The sequence below is a fragment of the Bradyrhizobium sp. SZCCHNS1022 genome, from assembly GCF_032484835.1.
In the GTDB taxonomy this organism is placed as follows: Bacteria; Pseudomonadota; Alphaproteobacteria; order Rhizobiales; family Xanthobacteraceae; genus Bradyrhizobium.
On sequence record NZ_JAUETT010000007.1, the window covers coordinates 165,464 to 186,671 of the forward strand.

Sequence of the window (21,208 nt, forward strand, 5' to 3'; positions counted from 1 at the left end):
TGGGTGGTGGAATGATGCCCTTTGAGATAGCTTTGCGCTCGGCCGCTGGCTGGTGGCCAGCGAAGTACTGCCTCGCTTGATGAGACGATCGAACTTCTACGGAAGAAAGGTTTTGAGGGCCAGTTCTAGTGAATTGCGCGTGGGCGGCAAAAAGATGGGACAGTACGATTTGCCCTCTGCCGAGAGTAGTGGCCATCAATTCGAAGAAGCTCGGAGTTCTTGGCTGTGGACGTATCAGAAAGTCATGGACCGGTGGGCAGCGGCAGGCCGGATCGTCTGGAACTAGACGTCCAAAGTCGTGAGCTGCGAGTAAACGGATCCGCGATTCCGATAAGCGGTCGCGCGTTCGCAGTCTTGCAGACGCTGGTCGAAGCCTCCGGAGCCGCGGTAACGAAATCGGAGCTGATGTCGCGCGTTTGGGCCGATGTTGTCGTTAGCGACACAGCTCTTCAGGTCCAAATCTCCGCGATCCGCAAGGCCTTGGGAATGAATGGGGCGTTGCTGAGAACCATATCTGGTCAGGGCTATCGACTGCTTGGCGACTGGAGCGTGCTGCCAACAGCCCACTCAACGCAGTCAGCGCCATTGACCCTCAATCTGAATTCAGCGGAGCCTCACAGGACCAACATGCAAGGCGGCGCTGCGGTCCGCCAACCTATCTATCGATGTGATGAGTGCGAAATAGATCTCTCGCTGCGCCAGGTGCGTGTTCGCGGCGTCGCCGTGCCAATCGGCGGCCGAGCCTTCGACATATTGGCCGTATTGGTCCAGGCAGCAAACGAAGTTGTCACCAGGCGAGATCTGCTACAATTCGTATGGTCAGGTTTGATCGTCGGAGAAACCGCGATCGATGTTCACATATCTGCGATCCGCAAGGCGCTCGGTCCGCACCGCGCCATGCTCAAAACGATTTCCGGGCTTGGATTCCGCTTGGTTGGCGCGTGGACCGTGCAAACCAGCAAAGTGCCGCCGGCGCCGCCTTCCTTAACGCGCAGCACTGATTCAACGAACTTGCCCGCAGCTGCGAACGCACTTATCGGACGTGCCGCTTCTTTCGGGTTCCTGCAAGAGGCTTGCTCTGCCTATCGGATTGTCACTCTCACCGGTCCGGGTGGCATTGGGAAAACCGTGCTTGCGATTGAGTTGGCGCGCGGTCTGCTGTCTCGATTTGATGCCGGTGTTTGGCTCGTCGAATTGGCCTCTCTTGCCGACCCGAGCCTGTTGCCCGCTGCGGTGGGAGAGGCCATCGGCCTGCAGGCTAACGGTCGGCCGATGTCGGCGGAGGGAGTGGCCCGGGTCATCGGTCACGATCGCGTCCTCGTCGTCTTGGATAATTGCGAGCATCTCGTCGGGGCCGCCGCACAACTCGCAGAAGCTATCGTTCGCCTCGCGCCAAATGCCGTCATTGTTGCTACCAGCCGCGAGACCTTGAAGATCAATGGCGAACGAGTGTACCGCGTCCCGCCGCTCGAGGTTCCTCAACATGAATTCAGTCTGCCGGACGAAATAATAAGCAACAGCGCAGTCCAGATGTTTTTGAGTCTGACGGAAGCGCCGCACATGGCTGGCCTGCGCGATGAGCCGAGCCTACGCTCTATTGCGAGCATCTGCCGCCATCTTGATGGATTGCCCTTGGCGATCGAGTTCGCCGCTGCTCGTTCGACCTCGCTAGGACTCTCTCGGGTTGCCGGCGGCCTCGAAAATCGCTTTGCGCTCCTGACGACCGGGCGAAGGACGGCTTTGCCGCGTCATCGGACCTTGCGCGCTGTCTTCGATTGGAGCTACGATCTCCTCCCCGACGTCGAGCGGGTGCTGCTCCATCGATTGGCCGTGTTTCCCGGAGGGTTCACCGTTGAGGCGGCTTGCGCCGTGATGGGCGACTATTCCTCAACGGAAGTTGCGGATCGCATCTCAAGCCTCGTCGAGAAGTCCATTGTCTCCTTCGATCGCAGCTCGCCTGACGATCGCTGGCGCCTGCTGGAGACGGTGCGCGCTTATGCGATGGAAAAACTCTCCAGTAGTGGTGAACTTCACGCGATATCGCGCTGCCACGCGGAATACTTCCGCGACCTTTTTGCCAGCTTTAATGCCGATCGGGAAACCAGCAGCGAGGACACATCCCAGTACAATCGTGAACTCGACAATCTGCGTGCGGCGCTTACCTGGGCGTTCTCCCCATTCGGTGACTCGACGCTCGGCATCGCCCTAGCGGTCGCCTCCGTGCCCTTTTGGCTGGCTGAGTCGCTGCTCGGCGAGTGCAGGAACTGGACCACCAAAGCGTTAGCCGATCTAGGCCGCGCCGGCAATGACGATCAAGAGATGGTCTTGCGCAGTGGTCTTGGCCAGTCGTTGATGTTCGCCGAGGGCATGACTTCGGCGACATATACGAATCTGACGCGAGTGCTGTCGCTCGCCGAAGCTCTCAGCAACATCGAGCACCAGAAGCGCGCGTTGCACAGCCTCTGGCAGATCAGTTTGCGCTCACTGGATCTGCGGAGAGCGCTGCAATACAGCCAACGCTATGCCGAACTGGCAAAGAGCGAAAACGACGGGGCGGCAGCACGCATGGCCAACCTGATGTCTGGCATGTCGCTGGTGTATCGGGCCGAGTATGTTGAAGCATCCCGCCTTCTTGAGCGTGCCTTTCGCGAGCATTCAGAGGCTCGGCCTCATCGAGCCTCGCCTTCGCTTGGAATCAATGCTCGGGCCGCAGCCTTGGGACATCTGTCGCCGTGTCTGTTCGCGCGCGGCTTGATCGATGCGGCAATTACGGCGGCTGAGCGATCTATCGAAGAAGCCGAACAGCTTGGGCAGCCCGTTGCTCTATGCCTGGCGCTCGCAAGGCCAGCTGGCCTGCTACTCCCTGAAGTCGGCGCTCTTGAAAAATCGGAGCGTCATATCGGGATTATGCAGGAGCAAGTTGATCGCTACGGTCTTCCTACCTTTCGGGCCGTTGCGCTTTGCGCGAAGGGGCGCATCCTCTTCCTGCGAGGTGACCCCGTTGCCGGTGCGGCGGCGCTCCGCTCTGGGCTCGCCCAATTCGAGGCAACCGGCTATCGGTCGTTCATCACGCCCTTTCGTGGCTACTATGCTGAGGCGCTCGCGGCTGCCGGAAGCGCCGATGAAGGTCTTGCGGAGATCGAGGCGGAGCTGCTCTCGGCGGAGGAGAGGGGCTACATGGAATACGTGCCGGAGCTGCAGTGCATTCAGGGCAGACTCGCGGCTGACCGTGATCCGGACGATCCAGCCGCGGAACAGATTTTCATGCGCGCAATAGATCTCTCGCGCCAGGAGCAAGCACTGTATTGGGAACTATGCGCGGCCCTGAACTTGGTAGAACGATGGCAAAAGCAGGATCGCCAGGGGGAGGCATACACGCTGCTCGCGCCGATTTACCAGCGCTTTACTGAGGGTCTCTGGGCGCCGGTTCTGGTGCGGGCCAACTCGGTTTTGCGACGGATCGAGAGTCGCCTGTGATGAGAACGATCGCGGGTTCATCGCGACTACCAACAAACGCCATATGACCATTGATGGTCGGAGATATTGAGGAGAATGGCATGGAGGGGTTCGAGGCGGCAACCGGGGCGACCATCGGCGCCACGCGGTGGAAGCGACTGATCCCGGCGTCGATGGTGGTCTACATCATCTCGTTCATGGACCGCACGAACATCAGCTATGCCTTCGCCGGCATCGGCCAGGAATTCCACGTCAGCAATGCGGATCAAGGTTTCGCCGGCGGCATTTTCTTTATCGGCTACACGCTGTTTCAGATTCCCGGCGGATGGCTCGCCACCCGCTGGAGCGCCAAAAAATCAGTTGGGGTTATGATTCTTCTGTGGGGAGCCGCGGCAATCTGGTGCGGTCTTTCCCGGAGCTTCAATGAGTTGGTGCTCGCCCGCTTTGTGCTCGGTATTGCGGAGGGCGGTGTTTGGCCGGCCATCTTGGTGCTCATCAATAATTGGTTCCCGGTGTCCGAACGAGCACGGGCCTACGGTTTTTGGATGACGAACCTGGCGATCGCTTCGATAATAACGCAGCCTCTTTCCGGCTTCATCGTCGGTTCGACCGACTGGCGCACGATGCTGCTGATCGAGGGTGTTCTTCCCTTCATCATTGCGACGCCGGTTTGGTGGCTGGCGATTGCGGATACTCCGCGCGATGCAGCGTGGTGCTCGCAAGCCGAGCGCGATTACATCGAAGAGTCGCTTTTGGCGGAAGCCTTCAGCGAGCCGAAAACCTTGCCGATTCGTCGTATCTTCACCGATCGCGTCGTGTGGCAATTGGTCGTGGTGTCCTTTCTGATCCAGGTCGGGTTCTATGGCCTGAATATGTGGCTGCCGTCTTTGCTAAAGGCACTGACGGAAGCCGGTTTCGGCGCTGTGGGACTGATCGCAGCTCTGCCCTACTGCACGGCAATCGTTTTTATGTGGGTGAACGGCTCGTTGGCCGACCGGAATCGGCGCTACCAACGCCACGTGCTGATCTCGCTTGTGGTCGCTGCCGTTAGCCTTGTCGCTTCGGTGCTCATCGGCCAGTCTTTTGTCGCGCTGTCGGTCTTTTTCATTTGCCTCGCGATAGGCGGTGCCCTTTCATACGAGGGGCCTTTCTGGGCGGCTGCGTCGCGGGCACTGCCAGCTTCGGCGGCAGGCGCCGCAGCTGGCCTCATCAATGCCGTGGGCAATCTCGGAGGCTTCCTTGGACCGCGCCTCGGCGGCGTCTTGTTGGATATGAGCGGAGGCCAGTTTGTCGCGACAGCTGTAGCGCTCGCTGCCTCGTTTCTATTGGCTGGGCTGGTAATGCTGACGGTCCGTTTGCCTCGCGGACGAGGCGACGATGGGATTGAAGCCACAGCGGCCCATCTCAAGGCGCATGCGAGTTGAAGAGAGCCGCTCGGGCGGAAGCATGCGCCTACTCTTGCGAAGAGTCCTTCATTCTTACGTCCGCACCTGGACCCGACGCCGACATGCATCGTGAGCAATCACACCCGCTCCTAGTGGGCCTCGTTCGCTCACCGATCTGCCCGGGTTGCCTGATCTACAACAATCTTCGCGAGGCTGCAGTCCGATCTGTTGCGCGGCAGTAACCCGCCTCGACGTTGTCGCGACGAAGGTGCGGCACATTGCTGCTGAACAGCTGAGGCACCAGCCCCCGACGCTTTCTGCGATTGGGTCAGCCACTATGTCTTACTTCGCCTCTTCACTTCCCGCCGCCGCTGCAAGCCACGAAAGCTTGCCCGTCACCGACGCTGCCAAAGGAAACTTATAGATTTTTTTGGATGACTTAAGGACATCCCACCGCAGCGAATATACCGTTCTGGTGAAGACGTTTGCGTTGGCACCGGGACGCTTATGGACGGCACGGATTTCATCGTGGACGGAAGGTACTCGCACCGCGCCACGGCTGTCGATCATCTGCCCATCATTATCGTCGGTGCCGGAGAGCCGGGGCTGGATCCGTACGATCGCGTTCGGCAGTTGCGCAACGGTGCCGGCTTTGGGCCCAATGTGCCTGGCTAGCTGTGCGAAGTGTAAGGCTTGGAATGGCGCGAGGTGGTGGATGACCCTTTTCAGCGAACAGTCTGAGCTCTTGGAGAGCCCCTGCCTGGCTCCGCAGCGGTGCAGTTCCCTTTCTGGCTTGTTTGGCACCGCGCCGGTGTCGGAAGAATGCTACGAATTCGCGAGCTTTCGATTGTATCCCAAGCAGCGGGCATTACTGGTCGGCAGTGAGCGCGTCGAAATTGGTGGGCGGGCGCTAGATCTGTTGATCCTGCTGATTTCGCGGGCAGGAGACGTCGTGAGCTTGGGCGATCTGAAGCGGATTGTTTGGCCCAACATCACAGTGGAAGAGGCCAATATCCGCGTGCAGATGGGCATCGTCAGGAAATTGCTGTCGCAATGTGACGGAGCGAAACGCGCAATAGATACCATACCGTTGCGTGGATATTGCTTCGTTTTACCTGTGCGCCATCGTCCCAGTGTCGTCGAACTAGAGGGTCCCAGGGCCCAGCGGCATTTCGTGCTTCCGATATTGCCGAACCTGACCGTGGGTCGAGATGATGCCATTCAAACCATCGAAGCAATCCTCGATAAGCGTCGCCTGGTAACGATTACCGGGCCGGGGGGGATCGGCAAGACGACAGTCGCAATCGCAACCGCAAAACGCTACGCTGCGAATTTCCGCGGCCTGATCAGCTTCGTTGATTTATCGCATGTCACCAACAGCACCGGAGCAGCTCGAGTCATTGCCGAGGCTCTGCAGCTCGCGTCCTGTAACGATGCCCTCGATGCAGTGTGCGAACATCTCCGATTTCGCGAAGCTCTCTTGATACTCGATACCTGCGAGCACATTGTCGAGCCAGTTGCGATGCTCGTAGAGGCGATGTTAGGTCAATGTAACAATCTAAAATTGATTGTAACAAGTCGCGAAGCTCTCCGAGCCACGGGCGAATGGACCCATCGCTTGCCGTCGCTTACCTTCCCGGCCGAGAAAGTCGTGATTGAAGAGAAGGACGTGGCGGACTTCTCGGCGCTCACTCTCTTTGTGGACAGAGTTCAATCCTCAATGCGTTTCGAGCCCCATAGCCAAGATCTGCCGACAATGGCAGAGATATGTCGGCGGTTGGATGGGATTCCGCTCGCGCTGGAATTTGCGGCCGCCCGGGTGGCAGACCTGGGACTTCGCAAGATCGCTGGGCACCTCAACAACTGCTTTGCTATCCTTACACGTGGCCGCCGAACCGCGTTGCCCAGGCATCGCACCTTGGCGGCTGCTTTCGATTGGAGCTATGGCCTCCTCTCCAGGGAGGAGCAGATCGTGCTATCTCACCTTGCGACCCTCAGTGGTCCATTCACCGCGGAACGCGCCATCGCAAGCTGTTTGGATGGTGGGTGTGCTTGCCCATCAGAGACGTTCTACGGTCTTTACGACAAATCGCTTCTTACGGTCGAGATGATGAATAAGGGGCCGATGTTTCGTCTCCTGGACACTACGAGAGCCTACTTGATGGACATAGGTCATTCATCGCGATGCTCAGACCGTGATCTCCCCAGAAGTATCAATGCGCTAGGTCGATCTTCACGCTGATGAAGTGACCAGGTGCACGGACTGTGCCGCTCGATCGCAGAAAGGAGCTCTCGCTCGCGTTGCGCGCAAAGTCCTAGATGACAAGGAAAGGGGAGCCTTTGTTCAAAAAAGGAATTGATGAAATCGTCAAGCGCGCGCTATCGGCGCGTCACGTCTGAGCAGGAAGGCTCGGCACCTGGATGAGCAACAAGCTCCTGACACCGCTCAATATCGGTGCTTTCGATCTTCAGCATCGCCTTGTCCTGGAGTGGCCGCTGGTTGCCGACCCGCTTAACGCGCCCGCGGATCAATTGGCTCTGCCTTCCGATTGCCTGCTGTCGGGTGGTCTCATTATTCACGATCCAGGGGCTTTGATTTGGCCTGAACGAACCTCGCAGCTAATCAGTGATGAGGACCGTATCAAGTCGATCTGGCGTACCACGACGAACAACGCGAAATTGGCGCGTCAATCGTCAGTTGCACGCCTCCGCGGTGATATTGCATTGCAAATTCCCCACCGACCGAATGGCATTCTTGCTCTGACTCAACACGAGATCGATAAAATCATCGCTGACTACGTCGATGCTGCCCATCGCGCCAAATCAAGCGGCTTTGACGGCATCGAGCTGGATAGCTCTTTTGGGAGCATAACTGACCTCTTCTTAATGCCTTCCACGAACTTGCGAACAGACCGTTACGGTGGGGCTATTGTCCAAAGGCTCAATTTTGTGCTGGAACTGGTCGAGGCGCTGACCCAGGCCTTTAGCCGAGATCGCCTCGGCATCCGGCTATCTCCCTTTCCGCGTGGCTTCGAAGGTGGGCGCTGCAAAGTTTATGACGACGTCCTGAGCTCTCTGCGTGATCAGGAGATCGCTTATGTTCACCTCGAGCTGAGCGAGGGCTTTGACACCCGGGTCCTGAAATCCGCGCCACCCGCGAAAGCTTTGCGTCGCGCATATCCCGGCATTTTCGTTACCAGTGGACGGCAAAGCCTCCAGTTCGCAATGGATTTGGTGGAAGGTCGCTGGGCCGATGCCGTATGCTTCTTTAGTCCCCAGCTGGATGCTCAGTTTTTGAGCCTACTGAAGCATGCCTAGCCGCTTCCAAATGCGCATCATCTGCTTTACAAAGATTCACGGGAGTGGCATGCCCGGACACGTATACTCGATTTGATCAAGCCATACGATTGATCGGTGTCGCAGTATCTGTTGATGCGGTCAATCGCGCCAATTCTAGCAGCTCCGATCGTATCGAGTTGGACAGCTCTGTCGGAAGCGTGACCAATCTCCTTCCAAGAGCTTCTACAAATTTGCGGTCGGATCGCTACGGCGGGCCGGTTGGCCAAAGGAGCAGTTTTGCGATGGAGCCGGGGGAAAGTCGCTGGGCGCATGCAGTGAGCTTTTCCGCATTGCAGATAGATGCTCAATTCCTGAATCGACTGCGACAAGCGTTCGACAGGACCGGCAATTAGGTCCGGTGTGGCAAATCCATACCCGAAGAATGAGTGGCCTACGTATTGTCGGCAAAGCTGCCAGGCTTGAAGCCGCAACATCAATCTTTGGGGTGGTGAGGATTTTCATCTTCATCGCGTGAACGCCACCTTCCGCAAGCTCCGGCAACTTAGCAAACCAGGCCTTTACATACGGCTTGGCGTTGTGCTCCTCAAAATCCGTTTCGTTGGCGAAGACTTCATAGAAGATGAAGTGGCCATTCGCCTCCCGATCTTCTTGCAGGAAGTACACGATTGTTTTCGGATCGCTCCGAACGACCTTGATCAACGGCAGCGTTGCATCGCGTAGTTCGCCCTCTTTTCCGGGTTTGGCCCGGATCTCGGCGACGACCGAGAAAGCGTTGTCAGGAACATGGCTATACCCAGCTCCTGGGCCGTCCTGCCCGTGCGACGGCGCGCAAGTCATCGCAATAGCCGACAACAGCAGGCCAAAAGAACGTGCGTCGATAAGCTGTGGCATCTTTGAACTCCCACCTATTAACACAATCGGGCTCTCAACCGGCACTTTGGGGGCGGCGACGCCGTTCGACTGCCTGTTGGAACGTCTGCTTCACGGGGTCGAGCGCCTGGACGAACTCGAGCTGCTCTCCCTCAGGTCCCTTGCAGTAAATCAGCGACCAACCATTCGACTTGCCTTGCGTAATCTTGTTGGCATTGGCGCTCATTGGCGCGGCCTTGCGCTGCTCTTCCGTGTCCACGGCAACCACACGGTTTGCCTTTACCTGAGACATGCCGCGGCGGGCGCATTCAGCCTCGAGATCACTGATGAACTTCGCAAAATTCACATCATCCCGGATGTGGAAGCATATGTGCATAGATCGGGGATAAGCCGGGCTCATATGATCGCGCGGCTCCGCCCAACTGTCGCCATTTCCCATGGGCTGTTCGGCTCCGCGATACTGCAGGAGCTCGATCACGAAGTTATCGAATTGGACAAAGCGGACATCCAACCGTTGCGTGCCGCCTTTCAAATCAGGCACACCGATTGTGCGGGGGTCGACTTTCAGATCTCGCGCAATGATCGCCTGATCGGTCATAAGTGTGTAATGGATCGGCCCACCGTGGAAGTCGCCATCGCGCATGACTTCATTTCCGCCGAGAACCTCGGTGTAGAACTCAAAGGCGCGGTCCATATTCTGAACCGTCAGCCCGAAGTGCTGGGCTCCCTGCAGCCGCGCGCCCAGAGGACCATTATCGCGATCAGTGCTAGTTGGTTGCGCTTCTGCCGGAGCAGCTGAAACGAGAAGGGACGAGGCAAACCCCGTGAGTGTTGCAGCTCCGGCGGCGCGGATGACGTCGCGACGCTCGTTACTGATCGCTTCCACGCCTGTATTTGACGTTTCGCTCATGACCGCTTCTCCTTTCTGAATAGCAAGACGCCGCGAAGACTACGAGCCAGGGTGCTCTGATGCACATTAAGTGAAGCAAAATGCGGTTAAGTCTCGTTAGCGAAGCAGAAACGATCCAAAGAAACTAACAATCCTTGGATTGCGTCGTCGCTTGTCGCGATGACGTCGATGGTGATTTGCGAAAGATTAGTCACCCACGAAGCGCGGTATTAGGCCGACCTGCGGCGTGGGATGATCGAGGGCGGTGAATGTCTCGTCAACATAGCACCAGCCCCAGCCTTCCGGCGGGTCGTAGTCTTCGATCAATGGATATCCGCTGGTCTGAGAATGCTTGGTGGCATGCTTGCCGGGGGATTGGTCGCAACAACCGACGTGTCCGCATGAGCGACAAATGCGCAGGTGGACCCACCAGCTTGCGGTCTTCAAGCATTCCTCGCAGCCCCGCGCACTCGGCGTAACAGTCCTGACGAATTCTTGATGAGAGCAGGAACGCGACATCAGTCTCCTCCACGCGGAAAACTCGCGATTGGTGCGCGAGCAAAGACCTAAGTCAGCTTAGCAAGTATCGCGTCGGCTAACAGGTAAAAGCCTGCAAATCTCGGTGAGTGAGGGAGGGCCTCTCCGGCTATTTTTCTGCAACAGGAAGGAGATTCATTGAGTCACGAGGCGCCAACTTTTCCTCGAAACGTCCAATAGCTGAAGCCAACGTAGGCCAGTATGATTGGTACAACTGAAGCGAATGCGAGAAACGAGATCACCTGGGTCCGATGTTCGGATGCTGCGTCCCAAATGCTCAGGACCCCCGGAATGGCGTAAGGCCAGACACTCGCACCGAGCCCGCCTAGCGAGGCAAGGAACAACAGGATCGCGCAAAGGAATGGCGCCCAATCATGCGGCCCCGATAATGACCGCAGGGTCCCGAGCCAGGCGGCCGCAGCAATGAGAGGAAGCGGCGCCAGCGCCAACATATGTGAAGGCGTAAACCAGCGATCAGCGATTTGGGGTACGCTCAATGGTGTCCATAGGCTAACCAATGCTATTGCGGCTCCCGTAATGAAAAGCGTTACGAGGGCAGATCCACGACTGGACTTTTGCGTCATTCCTTCGGTTTTCCATATCAGCCAGCATGCTCCGAGCAACCCATAGCCCGCCATGAGCCCGAAGCCGGTCGCGACGGAAAATGGCGTAATCCAATCAAATGGGCCTCCGGCAAAGTGGCCATCGGTGACTCGAATTTTCCCGGCGACAAATGATCCAAGGACAGCGCCCTGGCAAAAGGCCGCGAGCGCAGAGCCGCCGGCGAAAGTCGTCGTCCATATGATCCTCAGCGAACCTCCCTGCGCCCGGAATTCGAAAGAGATTCCGCGCAAGACGAGACCAAGCAGCATCAGGGCGAGGGGCACATAGTACGCCGGGATGAGAATGGTGAACGCGCCGGGAAAAGCGGTCCACAGGACCATCGCGCCTAACACGAGCCAGGTTTCGTTGCCGTCCCAGTTTGGTGCCAACGTCTGGATCATGACGTCGCGGTTGGCCGGGTGCGCTGTGAACGGCAGCAGGATTCCGACACCAAGGTCGAAGCCATCTAGCACGACATAGAGTGCTATGACGAAGGCCGCGGACACGGCGAAGACGACCGTCAGATCGAGACTATCCAGAAGGCTCACTTTACTGCACTCCTTGCTGCGATGGCGACGTGGACGCCTCCCGAAGGCCGGCCAATAGGAGTTGTTGGTGTCTCGATCCCGAACCCTCGCCAGACAAGCCGGCCGCTATAGTAGAAGAAGCCGAGCAGCAGGAGATTGTAGAGAATCAAAGCGACGGTCAGCGATCCGAAAACGGCCCCGCCGGCGATGGGGGAGACCGCATCGGCGGTTCGCAGTTGGCCGTAGATGACATACGGTTGGCGTCCGACTTCCGTGACGGTCCAGCCCGCGAGCGTTGCGACAAAGCCTAGCGGCGTGCCGGCCAAACACGCGTAGAGATACCAGCGTGAGCTGAACAGCTCCTGACGCCAGCGAAGATAAAGAGATAGGAGCGCGAGGCCGAGCAGCACCATTCCGCACCCAACCATGATTCGAAAGGCGAGAAACACGGGAAGGACGGGGGGACGCTCACGTGCCGGAACTTCCTTGAGACCCTTGACCTCGCCGTCGAGCGAGTGCGTGAGAACGATGCTCCCCAACAGCGGGATTTCGATCGCGTAATCGTTGCGCTCCGCCTTTTCGTCGGGCCAGGCAATGGCCGTGAGTGGTACTCCCTTGGCCGTCTCCCACCGCGCTTCGATCGCAGCAAGTTTCATCGGCTGGTATTTACGCGTGTTGAGGCCGTGTTGATCGCCCACGATCATCTGCAGCGGCAGCAGAACCGCGGCAAGCCAAAGGCTGAGCGAGAACGCGGTGAGCGCAGGGGCTTGGTCTTCGCGTCTGCCGCGCAAGAGCCAGAACGCGGACACGCCGACAACAACAAAGATCCCGGTGATGAAACTGGCCAGCAGCATGTGCGCGAGCCGGTAGGGCATCGAAGGATTGAAAACGACACCCCAGAAATCCGTGGCGATGAACCGGCCATCGGCGGCCGCCGTGAAATCCACCGGCGTCTGCATCCAGGAGTTCGCCGCAATAATCCAGAACGCCGAGATCACCGTGCCGGTCGCCACAATCACGGACGCCACGAAATGAAGCCGTTTCCCTACGCGCTGCTCGCCAAACAGCATGATTCCAATAAAGCCGGCCTCCAAGAAGAACGCGGTTAGGACTTCGAGCGTCAAAAGCGGACTGATGACGTCGGCAGTGACCCGCGCATAGCGGGACCAGTTCAATCCAATTTCGTACGAAATGACCACACCGGTGACCACACCCATTCCGAAGGCGAGAGCGAACACTTTCGTCCAGAAGATCTGGAGTTCGTTATACACGGGCTTTCCGGTTCTTAGCCACAATGCGTTCAAGGCGACGATGAACCATGCGACTCCGATGGAAAACGCGGGCCACAAAATGTGGTAACCGATCGTGAACGCGAACTGTAGCCGTGATAACAGAACGGGATCCATCGACGCACCATCCAATAAGGAGATGGGGGCACCATGCGCGACGGCGACACCAACCGAAAGTTAAAGGATGTAAAAGATCCAAAAGGCCATCGCTTTCTGATTATTACGACCCAAGTGGAAAGGTGTCGATGCTATTGATCAAGGCACGCGACGTCGAACGGTTAGAGTCAAAGTGCCGGAGAAACGCTCGAATATGGCTTTGGAGAACGTGGCGCCATGACGTTCATCGTTACCCCACGGTGAAGTCTCGAGACCGTAAGATGGGAAATCACTCGCAACGTCCGCAAGAGGCAGTCACGATGCGAGCGATGCATCCACGTTACGAGCTTTTACATCTTTAAACTGGCTTTATTCCGACCAGCCTCTTCTACTCGCCGCACAATCTGTTGTCCGAACAGAAGTGCACGACGGTGGATTCGCGTCGCCGCGAACGTTTCGGCAGCGAAAGCGGCAACACCGAGATCCTCAATCAACCGAAGGAACATAACCATGAAATCATTCAAACGCGTTATGGGCTTGGGTGTCCTGAGCGCGATGGCCGCCATCAGCCTGCCGGCATCGGCTGCCCAACTGAAGGCCAAGACCGCAGTCCTTGTCCATGGTGCGTTCGCGGACGGGTCGTCCTGGGAGAAAGTCATTCCGTACCTCGAAAAGGCCGGGCTCAAGGTCGTTGCGGTCCAGAACCCGCTCGACTCGCTCGACAACGATGTCGCCGCAACCACGAGGGCCATCCGGAACGCTGAAGGACCCGTCGTTCTCGTCGCCCATTCATGGGGTGGCGCCGTCATCACGGAGGCGGGAAACGACGAAAAGGTCAAATCGCTCGTGTATGTGGCGGCCTACGCGCCGGATAAGGGCGAGTCGGTGAAAAGTGCGACCTCGAAATATCCGGATCCGGAGAGCCTGAAAGAGTTCGTCAAGGACCCGGACGGCTACCTGACGATCAGCAACGAAGGCATCAAGCGATATTTCGCGGCCGACCTTCCGCCCAAGGAACAGGCAGTCGTGGCGGCGACGCAGGGACCGTTCCACATCAGGACCCTGACCGCTCCGGTGAGCCAGGCGGCGTGGCGCCAGAAGCCGACCTTCATGGTCGTTGCGACGAAGGATGCGATCATCCCGCCGCAGATGGAAAGGGACCAGGTGAAGGCGGCCAAGGCCACGGCGATCGAGTTGCCGTCGAGCCACGTCGCGATGTTGTCGTTCCCGAAGGAGGTGGCCGATCTGATCATCAGGGCGGCGGAATAACGCTGCCGCAAGAGATGATGGCGGTCCCCGATCTCTGGACATACGAATGCCACTCCGATGAGTGGCATTCGTCTCCTGGATCCATCCGGCGGCGTGCGAGCGCCGTTTGCATCAGGCCGATCGTGTGGCTTCGAACAGAAACCAGGCCCGCTGCTCCGCCTGATCGGTCCAACCGTCGAGAAGTCCCGAAGTGGCGTTGTCCTTGGCATCATCGACAAGGACTTTTACTTCGCGAAGCGCACGAACCAGCGCGAAGTTGTCTTCGCGGAGCTCGGCGAGCATGTCACCGGCCGATACGAACTCGGCATCGTTGTCCCTGATTGTCTGCCGGCGGACGACGTCGCCGACCGAACGTATCGTCGCATGTCCTGTTTTGCGAACCCGCTCGGCGATCTCATCGACAATCGAGAAAAGTTGCGCCGCCTGGTCATCCAGCAACAGATGGTAGTCGCGAAAGTGCGGCCCCGTCATGTGCCAATGGAAATTCTTGGTCTTGAGATAGAGCGCGAGAATATCCGCCAGGATTGCATTGAGTGCGTCGGCAGCTGTCGTACTGTTCCGCAGTGCCAGAGCTGAGGTGGAATCAAGGGTCGGTGCGCGAGCGGGGGTCATGGTTGTCTCCTGAGGTTCATGCGGCGAGCTGCTTGTCGATCGGCAGCGGGGCACCCTCGGCCACAAGTCCTTTGTTTCGTAACTCGTGCCAGAAAGCAGCGGGAATATTGGTCTTGAGAGCCGCGTGGTCTTCAAGAATGCGCTCAGGTTTGCTGGCTCCGGGAACGACGGCGGCCGAAGCCGGATGCGCCAGAGCGAAGTGCAGTGCCGCTGCTTTGATGGGTATTTCGAAGTCTGCGCATAGAGCCGAAATCCTCTCCACCTTAGCGGCAATCGCGGATGGCACCGTCCCGTACTCAAAATGATGGCCGCCAGCGAGCACACCGGAGCTATAAGGGCCGCCAATCACGATATCGACTTTTTTGCGTTGCGCAGCGGGCATCACACGCTGGAGTGCCATCTCGTGATCGAGAAGCGTATACCGGCCAGCGAGCAAGGTCGCGTCTGGACTTGCTTCGGTCAGACCGAGCAAAAGCTCGACAGGTTCGACCTTGTTCACGCCGAGGCCCCAGCCCTTGATCACGCCCTGGTCGCGTAGTTTCGAGAGGACCGGGAAGGCCCCCGTTCGAGCGATTTCAAACATTGCGAGCCAGCGGTCGCCGTAGAAATCCTGGGCAATATCGTGGACCCACACAAAATCGATATGGTCAATCTTCATGCGCCGGAGGCTGTCTTCGATCGACTTCATCGTGCCATCAGCCGAATAGTCTGGGACGATCTTGTTGGGGCGGCCATGTTTGAATATCTCGCCCTTTTCGCCGTGATCTCGGCCGGCCGGATCTTCGATCTCGTCGAGGATGAGCCGCCCGACCTTGGTGCTCAGAACGTAGTCGCCGCGAGGTCGGCTGGAGAGCACTTCGCCAAGGCGGATCTCCGCAAGCCCCGCTCCGTAAAACGGAGCAGTATCGAAGAAGCGCGTACCCGCAGCCCATGCTGCGTCCACTGTTGCAAGGGCTTCATCCTCTGGAATGTCCCGATACATGTTGCCAAGTGGAGCTGTGCCAAAACCCAGCGGTCCCGCTAACAACGCTTCTCTCAGTCTCATATCAATCTCCGATGAGCGACGGTGCTGGCATTGCCGATAGCGGCGTGCAGTCGATCGCGTCCATGCCACATGGCAAGCACGCGTCATCCCAGACATTACGGTCGGAATCCGCGACCGGCTAATAGCGATTCGTAAATTGAGGAAAATCCATCGCGGCGAGCGCAATGCGAGGCCTTGTTCTGGTTGATGGCAGGCCAATCCCGTCAACCGACGTTTTTACATCTCTTTACGGGCGTCTGCGCACAACTTCGATTATGTGTGCTGATCGACGTGATTTAGCCCATTCGTAATGGAGCGTTGGTTGACGGCGGAACCCAGCCCGCCCTGGAATGCGGGAATATCAATGGCGATCCAAATGAAGACGACGGCCTTGCTAAAGGCTCGGCCTGGAAAGACCGATGAACTGGTTGTTCTGTTGCGCAGCTTGGCTGGACATAGCCGCTCCGAGCCGGGCAACCTTCGATGGGACCTCTGGCAGGACCTGCACGACGAGACGACCTTCATCATCGATGAGCTCTACGCGGACATCGCTTCTGTGCAAGCCCATCGGGCAACGTCCCACTATCAAGACTATGCCTCCAGGATCGACGGGCTCGCAACGCGGACAGCCGTCACATCGCGTCCCCTCGATGTGGTTTCATAGAGCTGTGAGAGAGCGGTACCGCGTATCCGAACCGACCCGAGCAGATAGCAGGAGTTCAGATGGCAACGGCGCTAAATATCAATGGTCAAGAACGATCCTTCGATGCACCGTCCGAGATGCCCTTGCTGTGGGTCCTGCGCGATGTGCTCGGTTTGACCGGCACGAAATTCGGATGCGGCATGGCGCAGTGTGGCGCCTGCACCGTGCACGTCGATGGCAAGCCGGTGCGTTCCTGCGTGCTGCCTGTTGGCAATCTCCAAAACCGCACGATCACCACCATCGAAGGTGTCGGTGCGACGCCGGCGGGACCTAGGGTGCAGAAGGCCTGGCTCGATCTCGAGGTCGTGCAATGCGGCTATTGTCAGTCAGGTCAAATCATGTCGGCGGTAGCGCTACTGGCGATGACGCCGGATCCTGACGACTCCGATATCGACGCGGCCATGGCCGGTAACATCTGCCGGTGCGGTACCTATGTGCGCATCCGGGCTGCCATCAAGCAGGCAGCCTCGGCCAAGGCTTAGGTGGTGTCATGACCGTCACGGCAGAATTGTCGAATATCTCGCGTCGTCGCCTTCTCGGTGCTGCATTGACGACCGGCTTCGTGTTCGCCTTCCGTCTTCCGGTAGGTGCCGCCGAGACCGCGCAGAAGGATGCCGCCGACGGGACCTTTGCGCCAAACGCGTTTATCCGCATCGACGGAACCGGCAAGGTGACCCTGGTCATGCCGCAGGTCGAGATGGGGCAGGGCATATACACCGGCGTCGCGACGATTTTAGCTGAAGAACTCGATACAGACCTCACAAATGTCGTCCTCGAGCACGCGCCGCCCGATGAGAACCTCTACACGAATCCCTTGCTCGGCATTCAGGCGACCGGAGGATCAACTTCGGTTCGCGCGTTCTGGACCCCGCTGCGCAAAGCCGGCGCAACCGCACGGGCTATGTTCGTCAAGGCTGCGGCGAATCAGTGGCAGGTTGCGCCAGAAACCTGCGGCGTGTCCGAGGGGAAAGTGTTTCATAAGGAAAGTGGCCGCAGCCTTCGCTATGGCGAGCTTGTCGACCCCGCGAGCAAGCTTTCGCAGCCAAGCGATGTGCCGCTGAAAGATCCAAAGGACTTTGTGCTCATCGGAAGGCCTTTGAAGCGCCTCGATACGCCGAACAAGGTCAACGGCAAGGTCATCTACGGAATCGACACCATGATGCCGGGCTTGAAATTTGCGACGCTGGCGCAATGTCCGGTTTTCGGCGGCAAGGTTGCGAACATCGAAGACCAGGCCGCAACGAAGATTCCTGGCGTGAGGCAGATCGTAGCACTGGATGATCTGGTCGCGGTTATCGGGGATCACATGTGGGCCGCGAAATGTGGGCTTGAGGCGCTAAAGATTGCCTGGGACGAAGGCAAGAACGCCAACGTCAGCTCCAAGGACATATGGGAACATCTTCGTGCTGCCAGCGCGAGTTCTGGCGTAGTCGCAAAATCCGTCGGAGATGTCGCCAAGGTGCTCAATTTTGGCGAGAGTTATGATGCATCCTACGAGATACCATTTCTTGCCCACGCGACGATGGAGCCTCTGAATTGCACAGTCCACGTCACGCCAAATTCATGTGACGTATGGGTTGGAACGCAGATCATTGCGCGCGCGCAGTCGGTCGCCGCGAAGGCGGCTGGGCTGTCAGAAGACAAGGTGACGATCCATCAGCATCTGCTCGGTGGCGGGTTCGGACGCAGGCTCGAGGTTGACATGATCGACGCGGCCGTGCGCATCGGCCGCAAGGTCGATGGGCCTGTCAAGATCGTCTGGACACGCGAGGAGGACATCCGACACGACATCTACCGTCCGGTTTACCGGGACAATATTTCGGCGAGACTCTCGGGCGACAAGGTGATCGCCTTCAGGTACCGCGTCGCCGGATCATCGGTGCTCGCGCGATGGTTACCGCGCAGTTTTACGAAGGGCATTGATATCGACGCCGTCGATAGCGCGGTCGATACGCCTTACGACATTCCAAATTTTCAGGTGGAGTACGTCCGAGTGGAGCCGCCTGCCGTGCCGACCGGCTTTTGGCGCGGCGTCGGTCCGAACAACAATGTGTTCGCCATCGAAAGCTTCATGGACGAGCTGGCGCGCAAGGTAAACAAGGATCCGATCGCGTTTCGACGCGACATGCTTGGAAAAACGCCGCGTCTCCAGCACGTGCTGGATCTCGTCGCCGAAAGGTCGAATTGGGGGCAGCCGTTGCCGCCTCGCGTTGGCCGAGGCGTCAGTGTGCAGCCGACCTTCAACACGTCGATCGCCACTGTCGTTGAGGCCGAGGTGGATACCAGCGGCGACGTTTACATCCGCCAGGTGACGCTTGCTGTGGATTGCGGTGTTGCTGTCAACCCCGACACCATCGTCGCGCAGGTCGAGGGCGGCATGATTTTTGGCCTGACCGCCGCATTATACGGCGAAATCACCTTGGACAAGGGCCGCGTTCAGCAATCGAATTTCCATGATTATCGCATGCTGCGCATCGACCAGATGCCAAAGATCAATGTCCATCTGGTCAAAAGCGGGGAGGCGCCGGGCGGGATCGGTGAGGCGGCCGCGGTTGGCGGACCTCCCGCGCTGCGTAATGCCATTTATGCGGCGACGGGCGTCGCATTGCGTCGGCTTCCGATCGACCGGCGGTTGATCGCGGAGAAGAAATCGTGATTGTGAAAGCCGCGGTTGTGAAATTGGTTGCCGGGGCGGTCATCGTCGGTGCCATCGTGGCGCTAGGGGCGGTTTGGTACGTACGCGGTCCCGGTCCTCTGGCCTTCACCGGCGGCAAGAATGTCGCGTTGACGGACTACAGGGACGGCGATCCAACCGGGGTGCCTGCCGATATGAAGCAGGCCAGCCTCCTTGAGCGCGGCAAATATCTCACGGAGGCAGCGGACTGCGTGGTTTGTCACACGGCGCCGGGCGGCAAGGAATATGCGGGCGGCTTCGCCTTCAAGCTTCCGTTCGGAACGATGTATTCGACCAACATTACGCCCGATCCGGAGACCGGCATTGGCAAATACACCGACCAGGAGTTTCTCGACGCGATGCATCGGGGCATCCGCCGTGATGGTGCCCGGCTTTATCCGGCAATGCCCTACACGTCCTACACTTATGTCACCGACGCCGACGCGCTCGCGATCAAGGCCTACCTTTTCAGCCTTGCGCCGGTGCGCGCGGTGCCGCCGGAGAATACACTGTTGTTTCCCTTCAATCAGCGCTGGGCCATGACGTTCTGGTCGCTGGTGTTCAATCCTGATTCACGCTTCCGGCCTGATAGTTCGCAGAGCCTCAAGTGGAACCGCGGTGCGTACCTGGCCGAGGCGCTGGCGCATTGCGGCGAATGCCACACGCCGCGCAATATTGGATTCGCACTCAACAATCGAGAAAAGTTTGCCGGAGCCCCGGTGGCCGGCTGGCGCGCCTTCAATATCTCGTCCGACAAGGACACCGGTCTCGGCGGCTGGACCGATGAAGACATCGCCCTTTATCTCTCCGCCGGGCATGTTCCGGGTCACGGCACTGCATCGGGACCGATGGGCGAAGCCGTTGATCACTCCTTCAACAAGATGGCGAAGGCTGATATCGAGGCGATGGTCACGTTCCTGCGAAGCGTTCCGCCCGGCACTTCACGCGATTTTTCCGTAAAATCGGCGCCTGCGCCGGTCTCCCACAAGGACGGCGTGACCGCAAACCTGCTTGGCAAGAAGATCTTCGAGGGCGCTTGCGTAAGTTGCCATGGCTGGGCTGGGGAGAGCGCGGTTTCACGGTTCGCGACCCTGACTGGAAGTGCCGCCGTAAACGATCGGAGCGCGACTAACGTGGTACAGATCGTTATTGGGGGTACGAGGCGCCTGACCCCGGACGATGCGCTGTCGATGCCCTCTTTCGGTCGTGCGTACTCCGACGACGAGATTGCCGCGGTCGCCAACTACGTCACCGCCCGCTTCGGAGCCAAGGGCTCGTCACTCACGGCTCGTGATGTCGTCGGTTTGCGAGCACAGGTCTCGAACTAGTGGTGTCTCATTGATGGCCAGATAGTCGCTCCAGCGACGTTGGTTGAGAGGCAAGTCGTCAGGGCTTTCGAAGCCCGTCATGGACGTTGGGATTTGGTTTGGCAATCTTACTCTCGGACAATACGATAGAAGAGGACGAAACCGACAGCGAGTCTTTGGCAAGTGCGGCCTCGCGGCCGCCGCCTCTTGGTTCTCGAATTGGAGTTGAGAGACGCCCCTGAGCGTGAGGCGGCGACAGCCGAGATATTGAGGGGTGATCGCAAGTTCGCCCGCTGGTGTTGGCCCCACATTCGCGGCGAGCCGAGCGTCCAGAGTCTGACAGCCTTCACACGGTCTTTTAGCCGGGTCTAAGGCTGCCTTCTGCCTTACCGGCCGAGACGCTTCCGGCATCTAACCGACGGTCTGGATCGGTGCCTAGTCGTGTCGGTCCGCTCGATGAATAGCGAACATGCAGGATCAAGGCTCCTCAGCATATGCTTCCTCAAACTACAAATTTTTACCTAGATTAACTGGTCTGCTCCACCCGACGGCCTAAAGTTTGGACGTACCCGCGGGAGGTCGCGGCGCTCATGAGTCGGCTAAAGAAGTAGACTGATATCACTTGCACTTTATGCAGGGCTTCTGGAAGCGGCCTATGAACAAAAGT

At 58.5% G+C, this 21,208-nt stretch carries 17 protein-coding genes; 9 read left to right on the forward strand and 8 right to left on the reverse strand.

Annotated features, from left to right (window positions below):
* Positions 1-354: 354 nt before the first annotated feature.
* A complete protein-coding gene (locus tag QX071_RS31095; protein ID WP_409997799.1) occupies positions 355-3,477 on the forward strand; it encodes a winged helix-turn-helix domain-containing protein in 3,123 nt (1,040 codons plus the stop codon).
* A gap of 80 nt (positions 3,478-3,557) precedes the next feature.
* Positions 3,558-4,880: an MFS transporter gene (locus QX071_RS31100; RefSeq protein ID WP_315703029.1), complete on the forward strand. Its 1,323-nt coding sequence runs from the start codon at positions 3,558-3,560 to the stop codon at positions 4,878-4,880.
* 303 nt (positions 4,881-5,183) lie between these two features.
* Here the strand turns inward: QX071_RS31100 and QX071_RS31105 are convergent, their stop codons facing one another.
* Entirely contained in the window at positions 5,184-5,411 is a 228-nt protein-coding gene (locus QX071_RS31105) for a hypothetical protein (RefSeq protein WP_315703030.1), read from the reverse strand.
* A gap of 145 nt (positions 5,412-5,556) precedes the next feature.
* On the opposite strand from QX071_RS31105, the gene QX071_RS31110 reads away from it, so the two are divergent.
* Together QX071_RS31110 and QX071_RS31115 are read left to right on the forward strand one after the other, a co-directional pair.
* Entirely contained in the window at positions 5,557-7,083 is a 1,527-nt protein-coding gene (locus QX071_RS31110) for an ATP-binding protein (protein WP_315703032.1), read from the forward strand.
* Between the two features lie 179 nt (positions 7,084-7,262).
* Entirely contained in the window at positions 7,263-8,159 is an 897-nt protein-coding gene (locus tag QX071_RS31115) for a hypothetical protein (protein WP_315703033.1), read from the forward strand.
* A gap of 204 nt (positions 8,160-8,363) precedes the next feature.
* On the opposite strand, the gene QX071_RS31120 is transcribed toward QX071_RS31115, so the two are convergent.
* From QX071_RS31120 to QX071_RS31140, 5 genes are all read right to left on the reverse strand, one after another.
* The gene (locus QX071_RS31120; protein WP_315703034.1) at positions 8,364-9,032 is read right to left on the reverse strand and encodes a putative quinol monooxygenase; all 669 of its coding nucleotides are present in this window, start codon (positions 9,030-9,032) and stop codon (positions 8,364-8,366) included.
* Between the two features lie 34 nt (positions 9,033-9,066).
* Entirely contained in the window at positions 9,067-9,921 is an 855-nt protein-coding gene (locus tag QX071_RS31125; RefSeq protein WP_315703035.1) for a VOC family protein, read from the reverse strand.
* Between the two features lie 186 nt (positions 9,922-10,107).
* Positions 10,108-10,419, reverse strand: a complete 312-nt coding sequence (locus QX071_RS31130; protein WP_315703036.1) for a UBP-type zinc finger domain-containing protein — start codon at positions 10,417-10,419, stop codon at positions 10,108-10,110.
* Between the two features lie 161 nt (positions 10,420-10,580).
* Positions 10,581-11,588, reverse strand: a complete 1,008-nt coding sequence (locus tag QX071_RS31135; protein WP_315703037.1) for a cytochrome d ubiquinol oxidase subunit II — start codon at positions 11,586-11,588, stop codon at positions 10,581-10,583.
* Positions 11,585-12,973: a cytochrome ubiquinol oxidase subunit I gene (locus tag QX071_RS31140; RefSeq protein ID WP_315703038.1), complete on the reverse strand. Its 1,389-nt coding sequence runs from the start codon at positions 12,971-12,973 to the stop codon at positions 11,585-11,587. The genes QX071_RS31135 and QX071_RS31140 overlap by 4 nt, the downstream gene beginning before the upstream one ends.
* Before the next feature lie 489 nt (positions 12,974-13,462).
* On the opposite strand from QX071_RS31140, the gene QX071_RS31145 reads away from it, so the two are divergent.
* Positions 13,463-14,221, forward strand: a complete 759-nt coding sequence (locus QX071_RS31145) for an alpha/beta hydrolase (RefSeq protein ID WP_315703039.1) — start codon at positions 13,463-13,465, stop codon at positions 14,219-14,221.
* A 111-nt stretch (positions 14,222-14,332) separates the two neighbouring features.
* Here QX071_RS31145 and QX071_RS31150 read toward each other — a convergent pair whose 3' ends face one another.
* A complete protein-coding gene (locus QX071_RS31150) occupies positions 14,333-14,833 on the reverse strand; it encodes a DNA starvation/stationary phase protection protein (RefSeq protein ID WP_315703040.1) in 501 nt (166 codons plus the stop codon).
* A 16-nt stretch (positions 14,834-14,849) separates the two neighbouring features.
* Positions 14,850-15,878 (reverse strand): aldo/keto reductase, encoded by a 1,029-nt coding sequence (locus QX071_RS31155; protein ID WP_315703041.1) that lies wholly within the window; start codon positions 15,876-15,878, stop codon positions 14,850-14,852.
* A gap of 355 nt (positions 15,879-16,233) precedes the next feature.
* Here QX071_RS31155 and QX071_RS31160 point away from each other — a divergent pair, with 355 nt between their 5' ends.
* From QX071_RS31160 to QX071_RS31175, 4 genes are read left to right on the forward strand one after another with little or no spacing between them, the layout of a single operon-like run.
* Positions 16,234-16,521, forward strand: coding sequence for a putative quinol monooxygenase (locus tag QX071_RS31160; protein ID WP_315703042.1), 288 nt, complete (start codon positions 16,234-16,236; stop codon positions 16,519-16,521).
* Between the two features lie 59 nt (positions 16,522-16,580).
* Entirely contained in the window at positions 16,581-17,042 is a 462-nt protein-coding gene (locus QX071_RS31165) for a (2Fe-2S)-binding protein (protein ID WP_315703043.1), read from the forward strand.
* An 8-nt stretch (positions 17,043-17,050) separates the two neighbouring features.
* Complete coding sequence (locus tag QX071_RS31170; RefSeq protein ID WP_315703044.1) at positions 17,051-19,216, forward strand: xanthine dehydrogenase family protein molybdopterin-binding subunit; 2,166 nt, start codon at positions 17,051-17,053, stop codon at positions 19,214-19,216.
* A gap of 17 nt (positions 19,217-19,233) precedes the next feature.
* A complete protein-coding gene (locus tag QX071_RS31175) occupies positions 19,234-20,562 on the forward strand; it encodes a c-type cytochrome (RefSeq protein WP_409998046.1) in 1,329 nt (442 codons plus the stop codon).
* Positions 20,563-21,208 lie beyond the last annotated feature (646 nt).

Coding starts and splice junctions, on each gene's coding strand:
- QX071_RS31100 (WP_315703029.1), top strand. CDS start 3,558: ATGGAGGGGTTCGAGGCGGCAACCGGGGCGACCATCGGCGCCACGCGG.
- QX071_RS31105 (WP_315703030.1), bottom strand. CDS start 5,411: ATGATCGACAGCCGTGGCGCGGTGCGAGTACCTTCCGTCCACGATGAA.
- QX071_RS31110 (WP_315703032.1), top strand. CDS start 5,557: ATGACCCTTTTCAGCGAACAGTCTGAGCTCTTGGAGAGCCCCTGCCTG.
- QX071_RS31115 (WP_315703033.1), top strand. CDS start 7,263: ATGAGCAACAAGCTCCTGACACCGCTCAATATCGGTGCTTTCGATCTT.
- QX071_RS31120 (WP_315703034.1), bottom strand. CDS start 9,032: ATGCCACAGCTTATCGACGCACGTTCTTTTGGCCTGCTGTTGTCGGCT.
- QX071_RS31125 (WP_315703035.1), bottom strand. CDS start 9,921: ATGAGCGAAACGTCAAATACAGGCGTGGAAGCGATCAGTAACGAGCGT.
- QX071_RS31130 (WP_315703036.1), bottom strand. CDS start 10,419: ATGTCGCGTTCCTGCTCTCATCAAGAATTCGTCAGGACTGTTACGCCG.
- QX071_RS31140 (WP_315703038.1), bottom strand. CDS start 12,973: ATGGATCCCGTTCTGTTATCACGGCTACAGTTCGCGTTCACGATCGGT.
- QX071_RS31145 (WP_315703039.1), top strand. CDS start 13,463: ATGAAATCATTCAAACGCGTTATGGGCTTGGGTGTCCTGAGCGCGATG.
- QX071_RS31150 (WP_315703040.1), bottom strand. CDS start 14,833: ATGACCCCCGCTCGCGCACCGACCCTTGATTCCACCTCAGCTCTGGCA.
- QX071_RS31155 (WP_315703041.1), bottom strand. CDS start 15,878: ATGAGACTGAGAGAAGCGTTGTTAGCGGGACCGCTGGGTTTTGGCACA.
- QX071_RS31160 (WP_315703042.1), top strand. CDS start 16,234: ATGAAGACGACGGCCTTGCTAAAGGCTCGGCCTGGAAAGACCGATGAA.
- QX071_RS31165 (WP_315703043.1), top strand. CDS start 16,581: ATGGCAACGGCGCTAAATATCAATGGTCAAGAACGATCCTTCGATGCA.
- QX071_RS31170 (WP_315703044.1), top strand. CDS start 17,051: ATGACCGTCACGGCAGAATTGTCGAATATCTCGCGTCGTCGCCTTCTC.